The organism is Sphingomonas bacterium (assembly GCF_903644135.1).
Classification (GTDB): Bacteria; Pseudomonadota; Alphaproteobacteria; order Sphingomonadales; family Sphingomonadaceae; genus Sphingomonas.
Map to the genome: position 1 here is coordinate 1 of NZ_CAHJXA010000009.1, position 23,387 is coordinate 23,387.

Annotated in this window: 22 protein-coding genes, 1 tRNA gene and 4 pseudogenes; 16 read left to right on the forward strand and 11 right to left on the reverse strand. The window is 66.1% G+C overall.

Translation table 11 applies throughout. The features are described 5' to 3' along the window. The 3 genes from HUU96_RS01295 to HUU96_RS01305 form a co-directional block, all read left to right on the forward strand. Positions 1 to 457 (forward strand): serine hydrolase (locus HUU96_RS01295; RefSeq protein ID WP_174291060.1); only part of this gene is annotated, 457 nt, incomplete at its 5' end. Then, positions 454 to 2,175 carry a class I adenylate-forming enzyme family protein gene (locus HUU96_RS01300; RefSeq protein ID WP_174291061.1) on the forward strand — a complete coding sequence of 574 codons (1,722 nt, stop codon included), beginning with the start codon at positions 454 to 456 and terminating at the stop codon, positions 2,173 to 2,175. The genes HUU96_RS01295 and HUU96_RS01300, both read left to right, overlap by 4 nt. A 17-nt stretch (positions 2,176 to 2,192) precedes the next feature. Beyond that, a complete protein-coding gene (locus HUU96_RS01305) occupies positions 2,193 to 3,416 on the forward strand; it encodes an acyl-CoA dehydrogenase family protein (RefSeq protein ID WP_217430235.1) in 1,224 nt (407 codons plus the stop codon). Positions 3,417 to 3,598: 182 nt separating this feature from the next. Here the strand turns inward: HUU96_RS01305 and HUU96_RS15245 are convergent. The 6 genes and pseudogenes from HUU96_RS15245 to HUU96_RS01330 all read right to left on the reverse strand — a co-directional run. Further along, positions 3,599 to 3,871 (reverse strand): annotated as a pseudogene (locus HUU96_RS15245) (transposase); the annotation flags it as partial. A gap of 53 nt (positions 3,872 to 3,924) precedes the next feature. After that, positions 3,925 to 4,329, reverse strand: coding sequence for a hypothetical protein (locus HUU96_RS01310; RefSeq protein ID WP_174291062.1), 405 nt, complete (start codon positions 4,327 to 4,329; stop codon positions 3,925 to 3,927). A 45-nt stretch (positions 4,330 to 4,374) separates the two neighbouring features. Beyond that, positions 4,375 to 5,126, reverse strand: a pseudogene (locus HUU96_RS01315) (IS5 family transposase). 52 nt (positions 5,127 to 5,178) lie between these two features. After that, positions 5,179 to 5,667 (reverse strand): exonuclease domain-containing protein, encoded by a 489-nt coding sequence (locus HUU96_RS01320; RefSeq protein ID WP_174291064.1) that lies wholly within the window; start codon positions 5,665 to 5,667, stop codon positions 5,179 to 5,181. A 76-nt stretch (positions 5,668 to 5,743) separates the two neighbouring features. Next, on the reverse strand, positions 5,744 to 6,406 hold the full coding sequence (locus HUU96_RS01325) for a MobA/MobL family protein (RefSeq protein WP_174291065.1): 663 nt from the start codon (positions 6,404 to 6,406) through the stop codon (positions 5,744 to 5,746). Between the two features lie 210 nt (positions 6,407 to 6,616). After that, positions 6,617 to 9,274 (reverse strand): hypothetical protein, encoded by a 2,658-nt coding sequence (locus tag HUU96_RS01330; RefSeq protein ID WP_174291066.1) that lies wholly within the window; start codon positions 9,272 to 9,274, stop codon positions 6,617 to 6,619. A 596-nt stretch (positions 9,275 to 9,870) separates the two neighbouring features. On the opposite strand from HUU96_RS01330, the gene HUU96_RS01335 reads away from it, so the two are divergent. The 5 genes from HUU96_RS01335 to HUU96_RS01355 all read left to right on the forward strand — a co-directional run bounded on the left by HUU96_RS01335 (position 9,871) and on the right by HUU96_RS01355 (position 14,634). Next, positions 9,871 to 10,749, forward strand: coding sequence for a hypothetical protein (locus HUU96_RS01335; protein WP_174291067.1), 879 nt, complete (start codon positions 9,871 to 9,873; stop codon positions 10,747 to 10,749). A gap of 2 nt (positions 10,750 to 10,751) precedes the next feature. Continuing rightward, positions 10,752 to 11,033: a hypothetical protein gene (locus tag HUU96_RS01340; protein WP_174291068.1), complete on the forward strand. Its 282-nt coding sequence runs from the start codon at positions 10,752 to 10,754 to the stop codon at positions 11,031 to 11,033. Further along, complete coding sequence (locus HUU96_RS01345; RefSeq protein WP_174291069.1) at positions 10,973 to 13,369, forward strand: hypothetical protein; 2,397 nt, start codon at positions 10,973 to 10,975, stop codon at positions 13,367 to 13,369. Before HUU96_RS01340 ends, HUU96_RS01345 begins: the two co-directional genes overlap by 61 nt. Before the next feature lie 79 nt (positions 13,370 to 13,448). Further along, entirely contained in the window at positions 13,449 to 14,309 is an 861-nt protein-coding gene (locus HUU96_RS01350; protein ID WP_174291070.1) for a ParB/RepB/Spo0J family partition protein, read from the forward strand. Between the two features lie 28 nt (positions 14,310 to 14,337). Next, complete coding sequence (locus HUU96_RS01355) at positions 14,338 to 14,634, forward strand: hypothetical protein (RefSeq protein ID WP_174291071.1); 297 nt, start codon at positions 14,338 to 14,340, stop codon at positions 14,632 to 14,634. A gap of 40 nt (positions 14,635 to 14,674) precedes the next feature. Here HUU96_RS01355 and HUU96_RS01360 read toward each other — a convergent pair whose 3' ends face one another. Beyond that, positions 14,675 to 15,223: a tyrosine-type recombinase/integrase gene (locus HUU96_RS01360; protein ID WP_254604851.1), complete on the reverse strand. Its 549-nt coding sequence runs from the start codon at positions 15,221 to 15,223 to the stop codon at positions 14,675 to 14,677. Here HUU96_RS01360 and HUU96_RS01365 point away from each other — a divergent pair. Next, positions 15,222 to 15,404, forward strand: coding sequence for a hypothetical protein (locus tag HUU96_RS01365; protein WP_174291072.1), 183 nt, complete (start codon positions 15,222 to 15,224; stop codon positions 15,402 to 15,404). The two genes, HUU96_RS01360 and HUU96_RS01365, sit on opposite strands and share 2 nt — an antisense overlap. A gap of 233 nt (positions 15,405 to 15,637) precedes the next feature. After that, positions 15,638 to 16,597 (forward strand): DNA N-6-adenine-methyltransferase, encoded by a 960-nt coding sequence (locus HUU96_RS01370; protein ID WP_174291073.1) that lies wholly within the window; start codon positions 15,638 to 15,640, stop codon positions 16,595 to 16,597. Positions 16,598 to 16,688: 91 nt separating this feature from the next. Here the strand turns inward: HUU96_RS01370 and HUU96_RS01375 are convergent, their stop codons facing one another. After that, positions 16,689 to 16,889 (reverse strand): hypothetical protein, encoded by a 201-nt coding sequence (locus tag HUU96_RS01375; RefSeq protein WP_174291074.1) that lies wholly within the window; start codon positions 16,887 to 16,889, stop codon positions 16,689 to 16,691. A gap of 292 nt (positions 16,890 to 17,181) precedes the next feature. Next, positions 17,182 to 17,811, reverse strand: a complete 630-nt coding sequence (locus tag HUU96_RS01380) for a hypothetical protein (protein ID WP_174291075.1) — start codon at positions 17,809 to 17,811, stop codon at positions 17,182 to 17,184. 82 nt (positions 17,812 to 17,893) lie between these two features. On the opposite strand from HUU96_RS01380, the gene HUU96_RS01385 reads away from it, so the two are divergent. Genes HUU96_RS01385 through HUU96_RS01400 form a run of 4 tightly spaced genes read left to right on the forward strand, consistent with a single transcriptional unit; the run spans position 17,894 to position 20,563 of the window. After that, positions 17,894 to 18,535 carry a hypothetical protein gene (locus tag HUU96_RS01385; RefSeq protein WP_174291076.1) on the forward strand — a complete coding sequence of 214 codons (642 nt, stop codon included), beginning with the start codon at positions 17,894 to 17,896 and terminating at the stop codon, positions 18,533 to 18,535. Next, entirely contained in the window at positions 18,535 to 19,416 is an 882-nt protein-coding gene (locus HUU96_RS01390; RefSeq protein WP_174291077.1) for a hypothetical protein, read from the forward strand. The genes HUU96_RS01385 and HUU96_RS01390 overlap by 1 nt, the downstream gene beginning before the upstream one ends. Before the next feature lie 15 nt (positions 19,417 to 19,431). Next, entirely contained in the window at positions 19,432 to 19,800 is a 369-nt protein-coding gene (locus tag HUU96_RS01395) for a multiubiquitin domain-containing protein (protein ID WP_174291078.1), read from the forward strand. A 13-nt stretch (positions 19,801 to 19,813) separates the two neighbouring features. Beyond that, the gene (locus tag HUU96_RS01400; RefSeq protein ID WP_174291079.1) at positions 19,814 to 20,563 is read left to right on the forward strand and encodes a ThiF family adenylyltransferase; all 750 of its coding nucleotides are present in this window, start codon (positions 19,814 to 19,816) and stop codon (positions 20,561 to 20,563) included. Here the strand turns inward: HUU96_RS01400 and HUU96_RS15025 are convergent. Continuing rightward, positions 20,544 to 21,665, reverse strand: a complete 1,122-nt coding sequence (locus HUU96_RS15025; RefSeq protein WP_254604853.1) for a hypothetical protein — start codon at positions 21,663 to 21,665, stop codon at positions 20,544 to 20,546. The genes HUU96_RS01400 and HUU96_RS15025 overlap by 20 nt on opposite strands. A 191-nt stretch (positions 21,666 to 21,856) precedes the next feature. Here HUU96_RS15025 and HUU96_RS15285 point away from each other — a divergent pair. After that, positions 21,857 to 21,979: pseudogene (locus tag HUU96_RS15285) on the forward strand (recombinase zinc beta ribbon domain-containing protein); the annotation flags it as partial. A 567-nt stretch (positions 21,980 to 22,546) separates the two neighbouring features. On the opposite strand, the gene HUU96_RS01410 reads toward HUU96_RS15285, so the two are convergent. Beyond that, positions 22,547 to 22,622 (reverse strand) — tRNA-Thr (locus HUU96_RS01410). Positions 22,623 to 22,781: 159 nt separating this feature from the next. Here HUU96_RS01410 and HUU96_RS01415 point away from each other — a divergent pair. After that, positions 22,782 to 23,387: pseudogene (locus HUU96_RS01415) on the forward strand (hypothetical protein); the annotation flags it as partial.

A 23,387-nucleotide genomic window follows, 5' to 3' on the forward strand; every position in this document is an offset into this window, starting at 1 on the left:
CGCGCGGCATGCGGCCGAAATCCCCGCCGCAGGCGGCATCGCCACCGCGCGCGGCCTTGCCCGGCTTTACGCGCCCCTGTCGCTGGACGGCTCGGTCGATGGCGTGCGGCTGATTGATGCACCCGCACTGGCCGCGATGGGCCGGATTCGCTCGGCATCCGATATCGATGTCACGCTGCGCGTGCCCACCACCTTCACGCTCGGCTTCTCGAACTGCTGGGGCGACCGGCGGTTGGGCGCGGGTGAGCACGTCATCATCGGCCGCGACGCCTTCGGCACGCCCGGCATGGGCGGCAGCATCGGTTTCGCGGACCGCCAGGCGCGCATGTCGTTCGGCTACGTCATGAACCAGCACGGCAGCGGCGTCGGCCTGAACGATCGCGGGCAGAGCCTGATCGATGCCGCCTATCGTTCGCTTGGTTTCTCATCGGCGGGGAACGAGCCCTGGACGCGATGAGCGTGGACGAGACGGATCGTCGCATCGATGCGGTCTGGACGGAGCTAATCGCCCCCGGCGCGGCCTATGAGGTGACGACGGTCGAAGTGCGTGGGCAGACGCTTCGCACCTTCGTACAGGCGCCACGGTCAATGACCGAGATCTGGATGGCTACGTCGGCCTTTGCCCAACGATCCTATCTCGTGTTCGGCGATGAGCGGATCACCTATGGCGAAGCGCATGAGGCGGTAGCGTCGGTTGCGTCATGGATGGCGCAGCATGGCGTGGTTCCTGGCGACCGCATCGCGATCGCGATGCGCAACTATCCAGAATGGATGCTGGCGTATTGGGCATGCCTGTCGGTTGGCGCGACCGCCGTCGGCATGAACGCTTGGTGGGTCAGCGAGGAACTCGCCTTCGCGCTCGACGACGCGGCGCCTAAGATCGTCGTCTGTGACGCCGAACGGCATGACCGTCTTGTCGACTGGTCGCGGCGGAACCCGGGGACGGCGATCGTCCTGGTGCGCGCCAACGCACGGCCCGCCACGACGCCATGGTCCGAGGTCGCAGCCTGTACGGCGATCATTCCCACGCACGATCCCGACCCGGACGACGATGCATGCATCTTCTACACATCCGGCACGACCGGTACGCCTAAGGGCGCACGCCTGACGCACCGCGGTTGCATCAACACGGTGCTCGGCATCGGCTTCGTGACGGACCTCACACGGCGCTCGGCGCTCGCTGATGGCGAGCTGATGGCCGAAGCGCCGGTGCCGATCGCGCTCGTCACCACGCCGCTCTTCCACGTCACCGCCAACAACAGTCTGGCGCATCCGGTAACGGCAGCCGGCGGGACGCTGGTGCTTATGCACCGGTGGGATGCGGGCGAAGCGCTGCGCCTGATCGAGACCGAGCGCGTGACGGTTATGTCGGGCGTGCCGACGATGACGCGCGAACTGCTCGCGCACCCTGACGCCCCACGCCGTGACCTGTCCAGCATCGTGACGCTAAGCGGCGGCGGCGCGCCGGTGCCGCCCGATCTCGTCGCGCGGGTCGCCGAGGACGCGGCGCCGATGCAGCCGAGTACCGGCTTCGGCATGACCGAGACCTGCGGGCTGGTGAGCGGGATTTCCGGTGACGCTTATCTGCGCCGGCCGACGAGCTGCGGCCGCCCGATCCCGACGTTCGAGGTCGAAATCCACGACGACGACGGGCGTGCCGTGCCGCCGGGAACTGTGGGCGAGTTGTGCGTCAAGGGCGCGGGCGTCATCAAGGGCTATCTGAACCGCGCCGACGCGACCGCCGAGACGATCGTCAACGGCTGGCTGCACACCGGCGACATCGCCTATGTCGACCCGCAGGGCTACATCTTCATCGTCGATCGCAAGAAGGACATGGTCCTGCGCGGCGGCGAGAACGTCTACTGCGCGGAGGTCGAGGCGGCGCTGTATCGCCATCCGGCGGTCGCCGAGGCCTGCGTGTTCGGCGTCCCCGACGAACGCCTGGGCGAAGCGGTGGCAGCGGCCGTCCTGCTTCAAGGCGCTGTGTCGATCGATGAACTGCAGGCGCACGCGGCGTCGTTGATCGCCGCGTTCAAGGTGCCGCGACACGTCTGGATCGTGGATGCGCCGTTGCCGCGCAATGCGAGCGGCAAGTTTCTACGCCGCGACCTTCGCGACGCACTGACGGAAGCAATGACCTCTTCAACCTTGCCGACACTGGAGAACATAACGTGAGCGAAGCCGATCGCGAGATGGAAATGAACGACCTGCGGATGTCCGAAGGCGCCCGGCCGCTGTTCGAGGCGGTCAAGCGGCATATAGCCGAGAACGTCGTGCCGATGACGGAAGAGTTCGTGCGGCTGGGCGCGGGCCGGGCCGACCGCTGGAGCTTCGCACCGGGACAGCTCGAACTGATGGAGATCGCGAAGGACAAGGCGCGCGCGGCCGGCTTGTGGAACTTCTTTCTTCCCGACGCGGAAACCGGCCAGGGCCTGAGCAATCTCGATTACGCCTATATCGCGGCCGAACTTGGCAAGGCACCGCTGGCATCGGAGACGCTGAACTGCTCGGCGCCCGATACCGGCAACATGGAAGTGCTCGAACGCGTCGGCACCCACGAGCAGAAGGAGCGCTGGCTGGAGCCGCTACTCCGCGGTGAAATCCGCTCCGCCTACGCAATGACCGAGCCCGACGTCGCGTCGTCGGATGCGAAGAACATCAGCACCACGGCGGTGCTGGACGGCGACGAATGGGTGATCAACGGCGAGAAGTTCTACATCTCAGGGTCAGGCGATCCGCGATGCAAACTGCTCATCACGATGGTTAAGACCAGTCCCGACGCACCGCCGCACCAACAGCAATCGCAGATCCTGGTGCCCAAGGACACGCCCGGCGTGACGATCGTCGGCCCGATGCACATCTTCGGCGAGGACCACGCACCGTTCGGGCACATGCGCATCCGCTTCGACAATGCACGCGTCCCGCGCGACAACATCCTGCTCGGCGAAGGGCGAGGGTTCGAAATTTCACAGCTGCGCCTTGGGCCGGGCCGCATTCACCATTGCATGCGTACCATCGGCAAGGCGGAGACGGCGCTGGACCTGATGGTCAAGCGCGGAACCTCGCGCGAGGCTTTCGGGCGGCAGCTCATCATGCTTGGCAAGAATCTCGAACTGGCGTCACGCGCGCGAATCGAGATCGAGGCGATGCGGCTCATGGTGCTGAAGGCGGCCAAGGCGATGGACGTGCTCGGCAATCGCGAGGCGCGCGTGTGGGTCAGCATGGTCAAGGCGATGGTGCCCGAACGCGCGTGCCAGATCATCGATCAGGCGATCCAGATCCATGGTGCGGCCGGCATGTCCAAGCTGACGCCGTTGGCCGATCTTTATACGGATGTTCGGCACTTGCGCTTTGCGGATGGCCCTGACGAGGTTCACCATATGGTGGTCGGCCGCGCGGAACTTGCTCGGCATTGAACGATCGTGTCGATGGGTGAACAGTCATGACCGTTCAGCGTACCCACCAGTTCCCGACGATCCTGAAGGCTATGCCTGCTGCGGGCACAGATATTCCCGAACGAGAGCGACGGCGTCGTCTTTCGGAGCGCCAATCGGCCGTGGAAGGCTGGAGACCATGTTCCACCTCGAAAAGACGCCGCCAGACCCTTCAGGTCTGCGCTGTCGAGCATCGTATTTGCCAGCAGCCGCTCGAGCCGGGCATTCTCCTTCTAAGCGCCCGCAGACGCTTCGCATCGGACATCTCCAGCCCGCCGAACTTGGCCTCCCATGCATATTAGTTCGCGCTCGACATCCCGTGCCGCCGGCACAGGTCCGTCACCTCGGCTAGCCTTGGCTTCCTTCAGGATGCCGGTGATCTGTTCTTCCGAAACTGCTTCCGCTTCATCTGTCCCTTCTTCGGGGTCGTACGACAGCTCCAGGGAAGGAAAAATAGGGGCATGTCACTACCCTCGATACATGTCGGGGTTCACACGTACCTGCTGTGCCAATCAACAGGCTCGGCTGCTGGTAGGATCATCGATGACAGCTCGAACAGCCATGCCCGCTCGTTGGCGATACGCTCCGGATCGCCTTCGATCCACCATGCCCGCCGTTCGGGCGACCAGCGATAGCTGCCGGCCTTGAGCGCGTCCTTGCACTCGAACGGCGCATGGTTCGCGTAAAGGCGCTCGGTCTGACGGCGGGCCGTGTCCACCAGATGTGCCGCGACCGACCGCCCGTCGCCCGTGGCGGAGGCGAGTAGGCATGTGGTCGCCCATACGTCGGCAGCCGCGCGGTGGGCATCGGGCAGGAAGAACCCCGCCTGCGTCAACAGGCCGGCGATACCTCGGCCACCGCTCCAGCCGAGCGCCGGCCAATCGACTTCTTTCATCGAGCATGCCCATGGCAGGTTCGCGAGCCTAGGGCTCAGACTCGTTCACAGCCAGAAGGCGATGGCGGTTGCGAGTGCCACGCCTGAGAGGAAGTTGGCGGCGAGCTTGTCGTAGCGGGTGGCGACGCGACGGAAGTCCTTGAGGCGGTAGAAGGCGTTTTCGACGAGGTGGCGAGCGCAGTAGCGCTTCTTGTCGTAGCGGACGGTGCGCTTGCGATTGCGGCGACCGGGGATGCCGGGAACGACCTTGGCATCGCGCAGGGAGCGCCGCAGGTGATCGGCATCATAGCCTTTGTCAGCGAGCAGGTAACGCATGCGCCCGGCGCGCTCGAGAAGCGCGGGCGCGGCCTTGATATCGCTGACGTTGCCGGCGGTCAGCATCAACGCGTAGGGACGGCCGATGACGTCGGTGAGCGCGTGGACCTTGGTCGTCCAGCCGCCGCGCGAGCGGCCGATCGCTTGTGCCGAGCGCCCCCTTTTGCGCCGAATGCCGCGCGCTGCGCCTTGACGTAGGTGCTGTCGGTCGCGGTGCTCGTGGTCACCGCGCCCGCACCGACCAGCGCGTCCAGGAGCTTGAGCCAGAAGCCCCGGTGCGACCACCGGTTGAAGCGGTTGTACACCGTGGTGGACGGGCCATAGTCCGCCGGGCAGTCACACCAGCGGCAGCCGACCTTCAGCACATGCAGAATGCCGGAGATCACCCGCCGGTCGTCCACTCGCCTGGCACCCGGCTGGTTCTTGGGAAGATGCGGCTCGATCGCCGCCCATGCCTCGTCCGACAACCAGAACAGCGCCATCCCGCACCTCCCATGATCCACGCTCACAGTGAATCAGGAAAGCCGCTCCGCCTCAACCCGGTAATTGGGTTTGGACCCTAGGAAAGCGACGGGTTACAAACGCACGGTCGAAGCGCGCATTATGCGCCACTATGACATCGACCCCACGGAGCGTCCGCATGACCTCGGCGTCGGGGATCCACTTGCCGATCAGCATGTCCGATGTGATGTGCGTCAGCCGCTCGATCTCGATCGGCAGATCCTCGGCGGGGTCTTCCAGCCACGATTGCGGCGGCGTCACATCGACCACGTCGCCGGCGTCGAGATCGATCGACAAGGTGCCGATCGCGAGCTCGATAATCTTGTGCCGCTCGGGATCGAGCCCGGTCGTTTCGCAATCGATGATGGCGAGCTTCATAACCCTGTCCGGGAAGGGCATCGAGCGGCACCAGATCTCTTCCGGCTGCGGCAGGCGACGCAGCACACGGTAATCGCCCAACTGTTCGAGCCGGCGGGCCAGCCGCTCACCGCGGCGGTTGGGATTGAGGTGGTAGAAGGACATGGGTTGTTCCTTGAATTGCAAACGCCCGCCGCTCTGAGGAGCGACGGGCGTCGGAGGCGTGGGTGAGTGGAGAGAATCAGGCGGCGAGCGCAAACCGCGTCCCGATGGTCCGGAACCAGTCATCCTCGGCGGTGCGGATCTGGTCGGCGTTGGCGAGCCATTGCCACTGGCGCGACCCGCACCGGCCGGTGGGACGCCAGAACCGCGCCGTGGCGAGCAGGTGGACGTGGGGCGGCCCGGGCGGGACGCCGTTCGCGCCCTTGGGCGCGTGGATCGCCCAGTCGACGATCATGCCTTTGTCGACCAGATGGCGGTAGGCGTACTGCTCGACGAGCCAGGTCCAGCGCGCCGGATCGGCCTCTGGCGGCAGGTCGGCAACGACATGCGTCGCCGTGATCGCGCGTGGTCCCTCGAGCGCTGCCGCGTCGTCGGCATCGCGCCACAGCGTGTCGCCGGAACGCAGCCGGGGCGGCAGCTTCTGCGGATGGCAGCGCCCGGCGGCCATGAGATCGCCGCGATGGAGATAGGCGTCCGGCACCTGCCCGAACCGGTCGCTGCCGCTGAGCCGGTTGATGTAGAGCCAGGAGGCGGTGGCGGTATAGTGCGTGGCATACGGCCCCTCGGTGGACCGGCTCTCGCGCCCCGCCGCGCAGACCGGTCGGGCGTTGAACGGGGGGCGCGGGCGCAGGATGGGGCGTCCGGCCTCGAGGGGACGAGGCGCGGTGGTGACGTCGGACATGGATGTTCCTTTCAGCTGTGATCGCGCGTCGCTGCTGCGACGCACGGAGCCGTCAGCGACGGATCAATGCTTTCTGCATTTTCCCATCACCTTCCGGCTCACTTCAGCCGCTCCCTTTCCCTGGTCCAGGGCATGGACGGCGCGTGCCGCGCTTTTCCATCGATGAGGCAAAAAAAGAGATGATCCGGCAAAGACTTTGCCGCCGCCGGATCATCTAGCCGGACCGCGACTGAGGTCCGGCGGTGGTCGGCGGGTCGCAAGGCCGGACGGACCGGCGGCGCGGGCGGCATAGGCCTGCACCGCGCCGGCGAGCAGCCGCGGCCAGACCGGATTTCCGGCTTCGCGGCTGGCGCGCACCGTCTCGGTCACGAGCGCGGCGACGCGGTCGTCATGCCGCCACGGATGAAGCAAGGCTGCGAGCATGGCCGGCTTGCCGGGCAGCGCCATCAGCCTGCCATCGGCAGCGATGTCGATCCGCCGGGGATGCTGCCCCGCCAGCATCAGTAGCATCAGCAGTTGCTCGGTCGGCTTGCCGGTCGCCGTGTCAAATGCGGCGATGCGGGCGCGGATGCCGTGGTCGTGGAACACGGGCGCCGGCCCCTGCCGCCATCCGCCAAAACCGTCGGGTATGCGGGGCAAGGCTTTTGCCCCGACCTGCTCGTTGCCGACGCGGGCCTTGCGATGCTCCGCGTCACGCGCGGCATGCGCGCGGTCGATCGTCCGCTGCATCTCGAACGCATCTCGCTCGAACCCCGGATCGTTCGCCCAGCGATCGATCCGGCGGAGTAGGTCCGCGGGCAAGTCACGCGGCCAGAACCGCGCGCCGGTCTTCGCGAACGCGAGCGGCCGCGCGGTTGCCTCGCGTGCCAGATCGGCAACGACACGTTGCTGCTCGTCGCGCATGGCGCGCAGCGCCTGCTGCACGCCTGGCGCCTGCAGCCAGTCCCATCCGACCCCGATCGCCTTCAATGCCGGATAGTCGGTCTCGACCTGCCCGTCGTCGCCGCCATAATCGGCGACATAGGGATCGAGTGCCGTGAGCCGGGCAACCCGCACGAGATCAGCATCGCCGAGCCGCTCGGCATCCACGCGCCAGCGCGAGGTGGCCTCGGCGGCAATCTGGTCGAGGCTGGGCACTGCATCGAGCATGTCCACCGCGCCCAGCGTCGGGAGGGTATCGAGCCGAGGATCGTCGGTCCCCGTGCCTTTCCGCCGCTTGCGGATGCGGGCCAACCGGGCGATCGCCAGGGCATCGAACAGCGGAGCCACGGGGTCGTCGCGTTGCAGTGTGGTGGTCGACACGATGGGTGCGAGACTTACGCGCGGGCGCACTGGCCGCGCGCCGGACAACGTCCGCCCGCCGATCGGGGCGACGGTCGGCACGAGCGGCAGCGCGGCCGGATGGACGCGACCGGCAGGCTCGTACGTAACGGCAGGCTTCGCCACAAATCTTGTCTCGAGCCGGTCGCCCGCGACAACGGGCAGCGTCACCGACAACCGCGTCGCCGGGCGCAGCGGTGTGACGGCCGGAGTGCGGATCGTGGCCGGTGTTGCCGCGGGCGACGTGGTAATCACGGTCGGCTCGACCGGCGCAACGGCGGCCGCAAGAGTCGGTCGTGAGGGTGCATAGGCGCGAGTCTGGACGTTTGCCCTGGCGGAGATCGCTGATGCCGGTGCCCTCAGCACGATGGTCGAGGCTGGGGCTCTGGCGCGCGTCAGGAGAGTGGCCACCTCTACCGGCGGTGCGGCACGGATGATCTTCGCCGGGACAACCGCATCCCCGTGCCGCTCGATCCGCTTCACCGCCGCATCGCGCACCTTGGTAAGGGCCGCGATCTTGTTGTCGGCGTCGCGGATCACGCGGCGGGCGGCATTGCGCGCAGCCTTGATCCGGTTGCGCTCGTGCGCCCGGACGTGGCCGCCGCGCGCAACGATGGCGGCGCGCGCCTCGCCGAGATGCTCGCCTGCTTCCAGATCGAGGCGACGGGCGCCGTAGCCGAGGCCGGTATAACGCCGGTTGCTCCGCGCCTCCTCGGCCGCGGCCGACATCGAATGCGCCCAGAGATGACGGAGCATCTGAACGCCGTCACGTCCGTCGAGTTCGCCGCACACCTCGTCGGCGACTTCCCAGGCATAGGGCTCGACCCGGCGCATCGGCCGCAGCGAGAAGGCGATGTGCGGGTGGAAGTTGCGCTGGTCGCCCTGCGCTGGCGGAGCATGGATTGCGGCGGAATAGGGCAGATCGAGGGGGTCGAGCACCGTCGTGCAGAAGTGCTTCAACGCGGCGATCATCTCTGCCTCGCTCATGTCGCTGTCGAATGGCGCGATGGCGAGCAGCTGGATCTTGGCGTTGGCGCGCGTGCTGGCGTCCTCCATCGCTTGCCAGGCCGCGCCGATTTCTACCCAGTCGTCGCCCATGTTGCTGATGATGACCGGCTCGCCGGTGGCGTCCAGCAGCACCGCCTCGTCGCGGACGATATATTCCCAGTTCTCGCGGGCAGCACCGCGGTGCTGCCCGGGCGACTTGCGGCCGAGATAGCTTTGCTGCCAGATCACGCCCTTCATGCCGAGCGCGTCGATCACCCAGGATGACGCGGGACGCGGGGAATCGGTCGCCCGCGCGGACGCCTTCATCGCAGTGCCGATGACTCGCTTGGTCACCGGCGACGTGCGGGTCTCCGGCCGCTTTGGCTCGGCTCGGACCTTGAACCGCGCGGCCCAGCGGATCGAGCCGCGATGAAGCTCTGCAAGCTCCCTCTGCACCGACCGCGCGGCGGCGCGATCCTCGAGCGCCATCTGCAGCTCGACCGCCTTCTCGTGACGCTTGATCCTGGCCTGCTTGCGCGCCTCGGACCGCACCTGGCGCATGACGATCCGGCAGGTCTCGGGCGTTGCAGGGATACAACTGCCGTCCGGCAGTACGAGAAAGAACTCGAGGGGGGGCGGGGGGTAGGACAGGGTCGGCGGAGCCACCCGAATTGACCGCAGGGCAATTCATTTAATGCGCCCCCCGCCCTTAACCTTGAATGCCCCTTCCCCTGCAGCTGCCTTGACCCTGATCGACGTGCCTGACCTGTATTGATGACCTGATACACCTAGCCCGGCGGCTCGGTCCGATCGATCGGGATGGTGGACGGACAGCGGGACCATGTCCGACCCATCGCCGATCGGCATGTGGGCGAGCCATGTCAGTCCGCGCACTGAGCGCTTGGTGGCGCTTCGCGCGCGCGAGGCTTCGATGCGGCGAAAAAACCGCTCCTTGGAGCCCCTTCCCCATCCCATAACATCGGGGTTGGGCATGGTGCCCAGCAGAACTGCTGGAACTCGCCCGTGATGATCGCCCGACCGAACCGCTCCTCGCACAGGTACGCGCCAATGCATCCAGGTGCGCCAACATGCGCGCGCGACCGACATGGCTGGCGCACATACGCCCATGGTCGGTGCGTCTCGAAGGAGACGCCCCGATGACCGATCGCACACCCCCCGCCAGCGACGAGGCACTCGTCGAGACCATCGACGGGATGATCGCCGATGCTGTTGCCGTCCACCGAACCGCGGTCGATACGATCGCGGCGCTCGATGCCGAGCAGGCCGCGCTCGGCCAGCATCCGCACTATCCCGCCTACATCGCGGGCGGCATGCTGTTCGAGCGCGGGTTCGGCGCGGGGCATATCTTCGCGGTGCTCGGCGCGCACACGCTCGACTGGCGCGAGGTGATCGCTCGGCTCGCCAATATGCCCGTCGATGACGCTGACGACGTCGCCGACCTCCTGCCCCGGCTGCGTACCCTGTGTGACGCGGACCCCATGCTCGAGGTTACTGGCGAAGCAATGGTGGACGAGCTCGACCTTCTCAAGCAGGGCCGCATCGATCCGTTCTGGCTGAAACGCCCGAAGTTCGGGCTCGGCCAGGCGGCGCTTGCGTTCGGGCTGGCACCGCATCACGGCAGCGGACATCGGGGGCTCCACGCCCTGCCGCTCGCGGTGCTGCGCCGCGGGTTCGAGAGCGCCGCGGTCAACCAGCGCGACCAGCGGTTCGGGTCGCTGCTGGTGCCGGTGATTGAGGCGGGCGGCGAACGGCTCGCGCGGATCGGCGCGGCAGCGTTCCACCGCGATGCCGAAGCACGGTATTGCGACGATTGTAATCGCTTCGTCGCGCATCAGCGTGCCAACCCTGATCGCCGCTGGCGCTGGAAGCCGCCGCTGTCGCGCCAGGGCCATCTCGCGGTCACGACCGCGCAGGCGCTGGAGGTGGGTTTGCCCGCCGCCTGCACGCGCGGCCATGCCGCCAACTGGCTTGGCAACCACGACGCGAACCTGCGCTTCACGAAGCGGGAGGCGTGACGATGGGCACCACCATCACCATCGACGGAATCCTCGTCACCGACGTCACGCCCTATCGCACGAAGCTCGTAAGCGTCCGCGAGAAGCTGGCCGCGATCTTTGCAGGGTTCGATCCGGCGCGGCCCGAATTGCTGCTCCCACGCGAGGCCGAGATCGTCGGCCTCGCCAACGATGCCGAACGCCTGCGCGAGATCGTCGAGCGCTGGGACAAGGTCGAAGCGCAGTGCGCCAACGTTCTCGGCGTTTGGGATTTGATCAAGGCGTTTACCGGAGACGGGGCGTGACGCCGGATCGCGCGCTGCACCGCGACCATCGCGAGGACATCGAGGCGCTGGCACACCGCGCGCGCATCGTGCTGCCCGACGTCATCCTGGCCGACGGCACCGCGTCGCCCGATCAGATCGCCATCGTGCCGCCCGACGTCGATCTCGCCAAGGCTTTCCTGCCGCATCGCGAAAGGCCCGGTCCGCCGGGCACCGGACCGGGCGCCGCGATCGTCGGTACACGCGAGCCGGATATCGGATCTTATCTGTCAGGATACGGCATCGCCGCGGTCGATGTGCGGCACCCGTACATCACCCGCCCGCAGAGCCGCGATGATATCCTGGCCTGGCTCTACGATATCACGGGCTTACGCTACGCACCCGCGGCGTTCTGGCGCGCCGTCGGATGGGAGATTGGCTGGGTGGCAAACTGGCTCGATCGGCTGCTGACCGGCGGCCCAATGGGCGAGCTGATCGTCGCCGAACGGCAGGCGGCGGCTGCCGTGAGAGCGGCATGGGAGGTGCACCAGGACGGATGCAGCTCCGAGCTCGGCGATACGGGCATCCTGCTCGCGGCCCGCGCCATCATCGATATGCTCACCGCATTCGATCGCGTGATCAATGACGCGCTCCACGACGCCGGTGCCGCGATCCCGACGATCGCCGACGCGCAGGCGGCGATCCTGCAACGTCTCCGCTCCTTCGTTGGAGCGATCGAAGATACGGCGACCGGCAGCTGCCTTCGCCCCGACAAGGTCGGCCGTGCGCTCGATCACGCCCGCGACATCGTGGCCAGTATCGGCCTGTTCACCGCCGTCGGCGAGGCCGTGGGCGAGCGTGTCCTGCGCATCACTGAAGGATTGCCCACCAAGGGACGACGGCCGCCGCCGATCACCACCACGTTCGCCACGGAACTGGGCCAGCTTTCCGACCGGCTGGAGGCGGTGATTGTCCGCACGCCCAATGTGGCGGCATCGGCCCGATGGTGCGCCGACGCCACAGGCGATCTGAGCCGGCTTCATCATCCCGACGCCCGACATCGCACCCTGATGCTGGGCGTGGTGCGAACCGACCTCGCCTACAAGCTCATCGTCACGCGGCGGCTGGATCGTGTGTTCAAAGCGCTTCCGTGGATGCTGGCGCCGTCCGGCGCGTTCCGGCTGACCTACGGCGGTCCGGTCGGCGCGGTCGCGACGGTGTTCGAGGTCGCCCGCCACCGCGAAATTGCGCTAGAGCAAAAAAGCCGTACCTTCGACGGTGTCGCCGGCCCGCGGCTCGACGCGAGCCGTGGCAAGCGCGAATATAGCCACCCGATCAAGGTCCGTCGCGCCCTGCGGCTCGGCACCCGCGCCGGGTTCTGGCTAGCGTCTAGCGCGCTGTCGCATCACATGGTCAAGGCGTTCGTTGCCGGCCAGCGGTTCGATGCGTCGCACCCGCTCCCCACATTGCAGGCACATGGCCTCGGCTGGCAGTTCGAGCAGTCTCTGCACGATCCGGCGACGATGAAGACCGTGACCGACACCGAACTCGCCAAGCCGATCTACACCTCGACCAGCTACCACCGCGACCTCGCCACCTATATGGGGCTCAGCACCGCCGACCTGCTGACGCTGCTTCTGCTTGATGCCTTCCCTGGAGAGTTCCGCGACCCCGGCTACAATGTATTCACGAAACGCGCCAATGCCCGGCGCCGGAAGCTCGGTCTTGGTACCGATCCGGTCTCAAACGATCAGGCCGGCGCCGTGAACCGTGAGCTGGTGCGCTCGATCCTCAAGTCGCTCGACACGCCGACCGATGGCATCGACGCCGACTGGCGGTCGTCGGCGTCGGTCGATGCGAACCCCGGCGATATTGAGCTTCGGCGGTTCGACCAGCGCCACACCGCGCACAATGGCGGCAGGGATAGCGATGGAAGCAAGGTCCGCGTCCGCGCAGCGGCGATCCGCAAGGCGCAGAACGATCCGGGCAAGCAGCTGCGACAGCTCGTCGATCGCGCGCGCAGCTGGAAGGCAGGTGGCTACAGCGATGATCGACCGCTGGCCGCAATCCTAGCGGGGCGACGCCGCCTGTCGGGGCTGACCCCGGTCGCGCAGACTGGTAGCCCCGTGATCTGGTTCCGGCCCGACATCGACGTCGAGGTTCACGACTGGATCGCCGATCAGACGCCCATGTGGCAGCCGATCGCACTCGGCAACGTCGTCCATGCCGGTCTCGTGGCGCGGGAAGTACAGGCGGTGGGCGGGGCGATGCCATTGCTGTTCGGGATGTCGATCCCGCTCGCACTGCGCCGCCGCATCCTGGTGCCGCTTTGGACGGGGTTCGCCGGCATCACCGCCGATCATGCCCATGTCCGCTGAAACGGCGATACGACCGACATGGCTGGCACACATCGTGGGCAGGCAGGGACGTGCGGGTCGAACATCGAGGACCACCCGCATGACCGAACAGCTGCCGCTCGCGCCCCGCAAGGGCACTACTCGCGTGATCCAGGTCGATCCGGCCTCGGTACGAATCTCGCCGCTCAACCCACGGGTCGATACGCCGCACGATGCCGACGGCATCGCCCGCCTCGCTGCCGAGCTCAAGGCGGTCGGCCAGATCAACGATGCGCATGGCGAGACCGCGAAGGACGGCGTCATCGAGCTGCTCGCCGGATCGCGCCGCTGCGCCGCCTGCGTGGTTGCCGGCATCCAGCTCCGCATCCGGGTCCATGCCGAGTTGCCCCGCGCCGAAGCGATCGCGATCGCCTATCGCGACGATCGCGAGGCGGTGACGCCCAGCTTCTGGGATCTCGCTGGTGGCTGGGCGACGCTGAACGGCAACGCCGCATTCAAGACCGATACCGATCTCGCGTTGGCGGTCGGCATCGACAAGTCGGTGCTCAGTCGCGGTCTCGCGTTCCGCAAGGCGCCCGACATCATTCTCGCTGCATTCGCCGATCGCCGTGCGATCAGCCTCAGCCAATGGATCGACCTCGCGCCGCTGATCGAGGACGCGGAGACCCGGGCCAAGCTGATCGAACGCGCCACGCTCATCGCAGATAAGGGCTACGCCGCGCCGCGCGTCGCCGCCGAGCTGAAGGCCGCCGCCGCCGGCAAGACCGAGATCAAGGCGGTCGAGGTGCGCAATCGCCACGACCGCGTGGTGGCCACCATCCAGCCCGACCACCGCGGCGGGTTCACGATCAAGGTCAAGCCGATGATCGAGGCGCATCCGAGCTTCCGCCTAGAATACGCTCGGCTCGTCAACGAGCGGTTCGTCGAGCTGATCAAGATTTGGTTCGACCGCGACGCCTGAACGGTCCTGTAAAATAGGAAGAATAAGCATGGCATCCACGGAACAGGCTCCCGTATGGTTCGGGCCAGTCAGCCGGCTGATGGGCGAAGACGACAGCCGCGTGCTCGCCCAGTTGCCGAAGGGCATCTACCCCGATCCCGAACCCGCCTGCGCCACCTGCCCAGGCAAGGACTGGTACGTGACCGCGAAGGAAGTGCGCTGCTACTGCACCCCGCGCGGCGTCGTTTCCTGGGTCTCGAACGAAGCGCCCGTCATGGCCTGCGACACTCGTGAGCGGCTGATCGACGATGCTGAGGCCCGGGCGCGCATCGCCAAGACCGGTTGAGTTCGGTACTCACGATTGCGCTGCCTGAAGCATGCAGTGGCTACCCGCCGCGACGCACATCCAAACGGAGCTGCTGCGGGAATGGTGGAAAGCTACCCTCCTCGATGCGGATCAGCATGCGTTTGCTGTCGATGTCGTCGGCCTTGAGGTGCGCAACCTCGGACACACGCAATCCGGCGCCGTACGCGACGCCCAGCGCGGCGCGGTACTTGATGCCCGGCGCCGCCTCGAGCAGCCGCGCCACCTCCTCGACGCTGAGCACGTCGGGCAGCTTGCGGGGGCGAGGCGCCAGGACCAGCTTGCGCGACAAATCGGGCCGGTCGAGCGTCACGCCGAACAGGAACCGAAGCGCCGATACCGTGGCGCCGATGACGGACTCCCCGACACCGTGCTCGCGCTGGTAGAGCTGGAAGCGCCGCACGTCCTCGGCGGTCGCGGTCTCCGGCGAGCGTCGCAGGAAAGCCGCGAAGGCGCGAACGTGGCGAACATAGTCGTGCTGGGTACGCGACCGCATCGAGCGCATCGCCATGTCGTCGAGCATGCGCTGACGCAGCGGGGTAACGGGTGTTTCGGTCGGTAGAGTCGCCATGATGAAGTTCCTCTCGTTAAAGGAACTTCATCGTCTGCCGCGGCTGCCGCAGGACCAAACCTCAGCGCAAGGGCGTTACCTCACCGCCACCACCAATGCCGCGCAGCGGCTTCGTGCTGTGGGTCACAATGATTTAGCCGAACACGGAAACAACGGCGCGGTCGCCTACAACTCAGCTTGACAGAATTGACATACAGTCGTATACTTGCGGCGCGTCGGGAGGTCGTCGACCCCTTGCTTAGGGACCGGCCGAGCCGACAACACAGGCGAGAATACCTGACTCGCTGCGCGCTTTGCTGTCGTCGACGCAGCCAGCATGCCGTCCCGTCACGGGTAGGCAGTGGGTCCGGTAACGGATCGGGGCAGGCTGTCAGGTGCCACGGTCTCTTCAGCAATCCTACAGAGGAGGTTCGCATGGCTAACCGTGTACAGTACGCAGGACATAACGCCGCGCAAAATGTGGACGCTAAGACCACGTCGACGACTGACGCTACAGTGTTTACAAAAGCCGGGAACCCGAAGCGTCCCGGGGTGCAGAAGCCGCGATCTGATACGAGTGCAAGGGATGCCAAGCGGCAGGCACCGGAGCAGGAGAAAGCCGACCGCCGCCTTGCGGCCGAAATCGAGCAGAAAGAGAGCGACGATCGTTTTACCTCGCGAAAGTTACTTCGGGCAATCATATTCAGTTTTGGCAGGATCAGCTTCGATCCATGCTGGCACGCAGCTAGCGAGGTTCGTCCAGACAAGTATCTCGACGTTCGCCAAGGGCATAACGGTCTCAGGAATAGGTGGTACGGGCCGCTGGCATTCGTAAATCCGCCTTGGTCCAAACAGGATAAATGGCTCAAGCGCGCGCATAGTGAATGGCGGGCTGGCAACGTGAAGACGGTCGTGTGCCTGGTGCCGGCGGCTACCGGTGCTGCGTTCTTCCACAATACTCTGGCTCGGGATGCCAACATATTTCTGATCGACGGTCGCCCTTCATTCTCCAAGATCGATGGTTCGTCCCAATCAACCATGCATAACACCATGGTCGTCGTGTTCGGCGCTACCGATCAGCAAAGAGCTCGCTTCGCCGAACTCGTCAAAGGCGCGTGGTGGCTGCCCGAGCACTGTCCGCAATCTCCGTCGAGGAAGATCGCGTCAGCTTACCGCGCAAGTTTGCATATTTCAGCACTAGCTGCTGCTCCGCTACGTATCCCGCTAGCGGGGCGGTCGCGAAAATCTTCTGCGGTCCGGTTGTCATGCAGGTCTGACCTTGGTGCTGCAACGCTGCTGCGGCGTGTTGCGGCTACAGCATCGACCTGTAACACTGATGTCAAGGTCTTCAGCAGTCGACCTGGCGAGAGCGGCAGCGCCCGGGACTGGCCCTAGGGCGATGAGCGACATCGGTACTATTGGTGTTCCGGCGATCGCTGCGCCAACGTCATTGACGAGGGATCGCAAACCTCGACGTGACCAGAAATTACTCCATACGCTTTAAAACAGCGCGCGCGGAGGGCGTGTCCAAGGCCGCCTCCATGTCTTCGATCGTCGAGGGTACCGCCTCTCTCGAGGCGGCACTGATGGCGTGTTGCAGGTGAGCAGCGGCGGCGCTTTCGTCCAACGCATCGAGCAGTGCCAACGCCATCTTCATCATTGACAGTGCCGTGTCGACTCTTGCCATCACCCATCCCCTCGACAGCCGGCGACACGCCCGCAGGGCGTGCCGTCGCTTCGGAACCGGGTGTTGGAAACCTAGAGCAAGCTAGGCGCGAACGCCTTTAGCCGGGTGGCCTGGACATACGCGTCCGCCACCCGGTCGATCGAACCGGCTCTTGCTCTTCGAGGTTTCCACGCCCCGCTATGTCTCCATAGTGCGGGCATTCTATCGCTTATCGATGTCGGCAGACAAGCAGAAGTAGGAGCTGCAACCCGACGCTGTCCGGCCCACTCTTCCGGCACTCGGCTGATCTGTCTTAGCGCCGCTCCGAAAAGCGCAGACCGTCCAACTCGTTCGCCAGTTCCTGCTCAGTGGCCGTCGTCGCCTCTACGAAACCCTCGATCAGCGCCGGCATGAAGCCGGTGGCATCGAGGATCAGCCCCGTGCCTTGATATTCCTGCACGGCGTCCGCCAGTGTCGACGCGCTGACCGCGGTCATGCCGCCGAGCGCGCCGGCGTAGCGCTCGTCATGTTTGCCTTGTCGTCCCAGCTCCGCCAGCGCGCTTGCCTCGATGAGGATTCCAGTTGCGTCTCCAAGCGGTCGGCGCGCGAGGTAGCTTTCCGGGATCGCCGCGCGCGCGCCGGCCAGAAGGATCGGGGCAAATGTCGCCCATCGTTCGATGACATGACGGGAGGCAAGCGACGGCACCATGAACGCCGCCATCAGTCGGATGGCGGTCGCGAGCGCCGCCAATTCGACGACTCCGTAATCGAGCCTCCCCGCACTTCGAGCCGCATCACGTGCAGGTACGCCGAGCCGCTGCAGTTGGCGGATGCGCGCTTCGAACGCGGTCTTCGCTGATGGATCGACCGCGCAAGCCGTCATCAAGACCGGGATCGCTTGCGCGTATCGAAGGGCGAGCCGGGCGCGAGGGGTCACGGTCATTTGTTACCGAGTGCCAGTCCCGGTCAGAACAGCAAGGAGAACCATTGACATAATACAAACACGATCGTACACGGGCCACGTCATGCAGATCGCTATGCCTTCAGAAGGACGGGCCCACGCATTCCACCTTAGCGTAGGTGGGAACAACGAGCGTACCGTTGATCTGCTCACCCAGCCTTTGGCCAGCCGTGCGGCACCGACCTCGATCTGGAGCCGCCGCTTCGAGACGATCGAGGATTGCGAGGCGCTGACCATTGCCATCGCGAAGGGCAAGCTCGATCCCGTCTTCCTCGGCCGCCTCACCATGGTGTTCGGCAGCGCCTCGCTCGATGAACTGACCGATCGACTGATCACCGAAGCGTCCTTGAAACGTGCAGAGCAACTTGAGGAAGTGGCGAGACGCGCTCGCGACTACCTCAACGTCAACCTCTATCGGCGCGAAGGCAAGCACGGCCGTCACCTGCTCGAACTGCAGCGTATGAGCAGCGACACGGCGGAGTGGTCGGTCTCTTACGATCGTGCGATCGAGCGCGACCGGCTGTGCGACTGGCTGCGCTGGCAGAAGGAGCGGTTCCTAGGCTTCCTCAATCACGCGGCCGAGCACGGCAATGAAGCGCTCGCGCGCATACTCCTCGATGAAATGTTCGTGACCGAGCGCCGCGTGAAGAAGGAAGGGCGCGGTGCCGGCGGAACGCGTCCGCTGCGGATGTGGCGGGGCGATTGATGGCGACCCTCGCTCCCTTTCAACCGGCGACGCCGGCGATGATCGTCGGGTACGGCACGGACGACGAGCAGCTGCCGCTGGAACTCGGCGAGCCGTTCGCGCTGCTCGGCGGTGACCGGCTCGGTCCCGACGGCATCCCGTTCCTCGTCATGCACGAGCATCAGCCCGAGTTCCTTGCATGGGTACGCGAGCGCTGTGCGGCGATGCTCGCTGCCGAGCGGCCGTGGTTCGGCGGCGGCAAGCTCGTCCTCGGCAGCGGAGGCGGGGCGGGCCGCACGCATGCCGCACGCTGGCTGGCGCGAGTCGTCGGTGTGCCGCACTCCGTGCTCAACCTGACCGACCCGGTCGTCGCCGCCAACATCGCCGCCTCTGGCGACATCGGCGAGGCGATGGGTGCTTCGCCGATCACCATTGCGATGGCAGCGGCTCGCTGCGCCAACCCGTTCGTCTCGGTTATCGGCGCCGACCGCGTCGGCGACGACGTCCTCGCGGGACTCGTCGCGATGATGGACCCGGAGCGGGGGCGCCGCTGGCGCGAGGACCGGCTCGGCGTCGATGTCGATCTCGGCGAGGTGGTCTGGTTCCTGCAGCGCGACGTCAGGCGCGGAATCCCGTCCTGGGTCGCTCCCGAAGCGGACGCGGTCGCGCTCCGACCCGTCCCGTCCGGCCGCGATCACGTTCTGGCTCTGTCGATCTGCTGCGAGGCGATGGGCGATCTCGGTATCGATCCTCGCGGCGGCATCGTCTCGTGGTCGCAGGTCCGCGAACGGTTGCCGCGCTACGGCCATAACTCCGCCAGGCATATCTACGCCGGCATGGTCAATGCGCTGCGCGGGTGCGTGATGTCGAATAATCCTTCCGCTGATTACGAGCCATTCTAGCCGAGGAGAACGATCATGCTGACGACCATCACCCCCGCCGCTGCGCCCACCGTCCCTGCGCTGCTTCCTCACGTCCCGCCGCGCCGTCGCGCGCTGTATCTGGTCGGCGAAGCCGAACGCTCGACGCCCCGCCCTGTCGCGACCGCGGATCGGACGACGATCTCGGTCAACGGCCGCTGGATCGCTTTGCGTGGCCGTACGGCCACCTATGCGCAGCTGCTGCGCATCGCCTACCCGGATCGCGAGGGGCAAAATCCCGGTGCCGCGACCGTGTCTTTCCGCCACTCGGTCGACACCGGACTGAACGGGTTGCTGATGCCGGGCGACGTCGTCCCACTCGCCGATGGCCTGCTGGTAAACGTCAATGCCACCTTCGCCAGCTGAGCTCGGCAGCACCATGACCGACGTTCGAGACAGTGGACCCTTCGTCTACCCCGACACCGCCTCGACCCGCGCAGGGATCGAGGCGGTGTCAGCGCGGCTGGCAGGGGGCGCGATCGCAATCATCGGCCTTGGCGGCACGGGCTCGGTCGTGCTCGACCTCATCAGCAAGACGCCCGCAGACCGGATCCTGCTGATCGACGGCGACCGCGCCGAGCAGCATAACGCGTTCCGCTGGCCGGGCGCGATGGCGATCGAGGACATCGACGCCGGCTTGTCCAAGGTCGAGTATTTCGCGCGCACCTACGGCCGCATGCACGCCGGCATCGAACCACATGCGGTGCACCTCGACGCCGATACGATTGGTCTTCTCGACGAAGCCGACTTCGTGTTCGTCTGCGTCGATAGTGTCGCCGCGCGCGCGTTCATCATCCCCACGCTGGAGGCACGCGAACTGCCCTATATCGATTGCGGCCTCGGGCTCAGCTTGGTCGACGACCGGCTGATCGGGCTGGTGCGGGTCACCACCAGCACGCCGGCGATGCGCGACCATGTTCATGCCAAAGGCCGTATCCCGATGACCGGCGACGCCGATGACGAGCTGTACCGCAGCAACATCCAGGTCGCCGATCTCAACATGCTTGCCGCCACGTTGGCCGTGATCCAGTACAAGCAGCTGCGCGGCTTCTACCTCGATACCGAAGCCGAATATCACACGATCTATTCGACCGACGGCAACACGATCATCAACGACGACCGCCCGTAGCGGCGAGACGATGGCGTACTTCTTCGACCAGCCCATCCAGCCGACGGCGTTCGCCCGCCGTCGCGCGCCACGGGCTTGCGGGATCGGCGTCTGCGGGCAGCACGCTCCAGGCAGCGGCGGGGATCGGCTCGAGCGGAACTTGGCGGCTCTCGACCTCGAACACCAGCGAAGTGCCCTCGCTCGAGACCGCCGCCATCTTGAGGTCGGCGCTTGCGAAGAACGAATGGCTGACGACGTCTGCGAGCGGGCGCAACGCATTCTGGCCTTCGACTTGTCGAAGAGCCAACATCACCGTCTCCGGAAACTTGTGGCGCTCGATACGAACACGGGCGCGTTGCCCAAGGATCGCGATGCATCGCGGGTGGTCGGACAGCTCGAGCCGCTCGGCGGTCGCGATACCGCCCCGCACCCGAATCCTGGCTCCGCCCTGGCCGAGCTCGCGACGGGCACGTCGGTCAAGGTAGCCTGCGACCGGCGCGACAGCGGCTTCGTCGGTCAGCGTGAGCGCCTTGCGCAAGGCTTTGCCCGCCCCCGCCCAGACGAGCCACTTCGAAAGGACGTCCGAGCCGCTCACCAGCCACAGCGGCAGCGGTTGCGACGTCATTCCTGCAGCGTCGATCATATGTCGCACCCGCGCGGTGGATATAGCTGCTTCGACCAGAGATGCGAGCTGCTCGAAAGCGAGACTTGCCGTGGATATCGTGGCGTCGAACTCGATACGCGCTCCGGCGATGGTGGTACCAAAGCGTTGCCCGTTCCCGTCGATAGACCAGGACTTTGGATCGATCATCGCCACCATCTGATCGACCAGGTCTCGCATCGTCGCTTCGCTAGCCTCCACCCTCTGCTCTGCACCGGCCCATGGCATATAAGCGATGCTCTCGTAATGAATACGTCTGAGCTCGACGGCAGCGATGATGGGGCCGCGACCGCTCAGCGACTGACATGGCTGCCGCACATCGATCTCGGCGAAATGCCGTTGCATGGCATCGCCGCCCAACCACTCCACCGCCGATGTTGCCGCCCAACGTGCACATCGCGTCGTCGATTGCTTGCCGTCCTCGTTCGACGTCGCGTCGGACGAGTCGCAGTGGCTGCTCACTATCCTCGGTGCCGAGGATCCACCACTACGGCGTCCATGACATCCGCAACGGTGTGAAGCGGCCTGAGGATGAGTGGCAGAAGGTCGCTGTGCCGTCGATCATCCTCGAAGCGGAGTGGCTGGAGGTGCAAGCCGGTATCGTCCGCAACGCGAGGCAGGTCACGCCGCCGAGCTTTGTATCCGGCCCGACGATGCTTGCGGGCATCGCGAAGTGCGGGCACCCCGAATGCGGCCACGCCCTGACCATCGCGACGGGCAAAGGCGGTCGCTACCGCTACTACCGCTGCTCGCGACGGCTTCGCCGCGGCGAGACGGCATGTTCGGGCATCAGCATGCGCGATCACGCGCTCGAGACGATCGTGATCGACGCGCTTGCCGATCGCCTTTTGCGGCCCGAGCGCCTTCGCGTGCTGCTTGCCGGCCTGCTCGATGAGAGTTCGGCCGCCGTGCGCGAACGTCAGGCGCATCTCAAAGCGCTTCGAACCGAACGCACGCGGGTCGAACGCGCGATCCAGAACATGTTCGACTTCATCGAGCAGGGGATCGTCAGCCCGCGCGACGCCGATTTCACGGCACGCCTCGCCAACCAACGCTCCCGGCGCGCGGACCTCGAACAGGAGATCGTTCTGGTCGAGCGTCAGCTTTCGACGGCTGATCGACGAATTACGCCCGAAGCGATCGATCGGCTCGGAGAAGTCGTGCTTGCGAAACTGCGCTCGGACAACAGCAACGTCCGCCAAGGCTATGCGCGACGCTTCATCGAAAAGATTGTGGTTACGCCGACCACCATCACCATAACCGGACCGATCAAGCCGCTCGAACTCGCCGCTAACGACGATCCCGAGCAAAAGGCACCTGCGGTGCCCTCTCTTGATCGGGAGTGGTGCCGCTTGCAGGACTCGAACCTGCGACCCCCGCATTACGAATGCGATGCTCTACCAGCTGAGCTAAAGCGGCGCGCGTCCGGCGTACCGGATCAACGCCACGGCGCGTATCAGGTCGCCTGGTCGCTGACAACCCGCCGGGGTGAGCCGCAGGTTTACGCGGCCTTTACCATGGCCGACCTAGACCGCTGCGCGAACGGTGCCTGTTGCGCCGAACGGGACCCGAGTGCCGATGGATACCGCAAGCCGCCTCGACCGCCACCATCATCATGACGACGCCAGCGACGGCGGCGGTGACGAGCAGCCGTTCGCGCTCGGCGGCGACGAGCGGCGGATGCATGTGCGCGCCTATAATCACTGGGTGTCGCTGCTGAAGGGGCGCTCGTGCCCGCCGATCGACGAGCTCGACCCCGGCAGCATCGCCGATTTCGGCTCCAACAGCGTGCTGCTCGACTTCTCCCGGGGGCTAGACGATCCCGGCATCGCCTTTCTCGGCCGGTCGCTGCGCGAGGAGTGCGAGCTGGCCAGCGACATCGACCGGATCGCCGACGTGCCGCCGCGCTCGCTGCTGTCGCGGCTGACCGACCATTACCTCCAGATCATCGCCAATCGCGCACCGATCGGCTTCGAGGCGGAGTTCGTCGGCAGCCGCGGCCGCACCACCATGTATCGCGGCATCCTGATGCCGTTTTCGTCCGATGGCGAGGCGATCGACTATATCTACGGCGTCATCAACTGGAAGGAGATGGTCGACGCCGCCACCCAGGCGAGCCTCGCCGCCGAGCTGGACGCCGCCGTGCGTGCCGCGCCGCCGGCCAGCGATGCCGCGGTCTGGGCC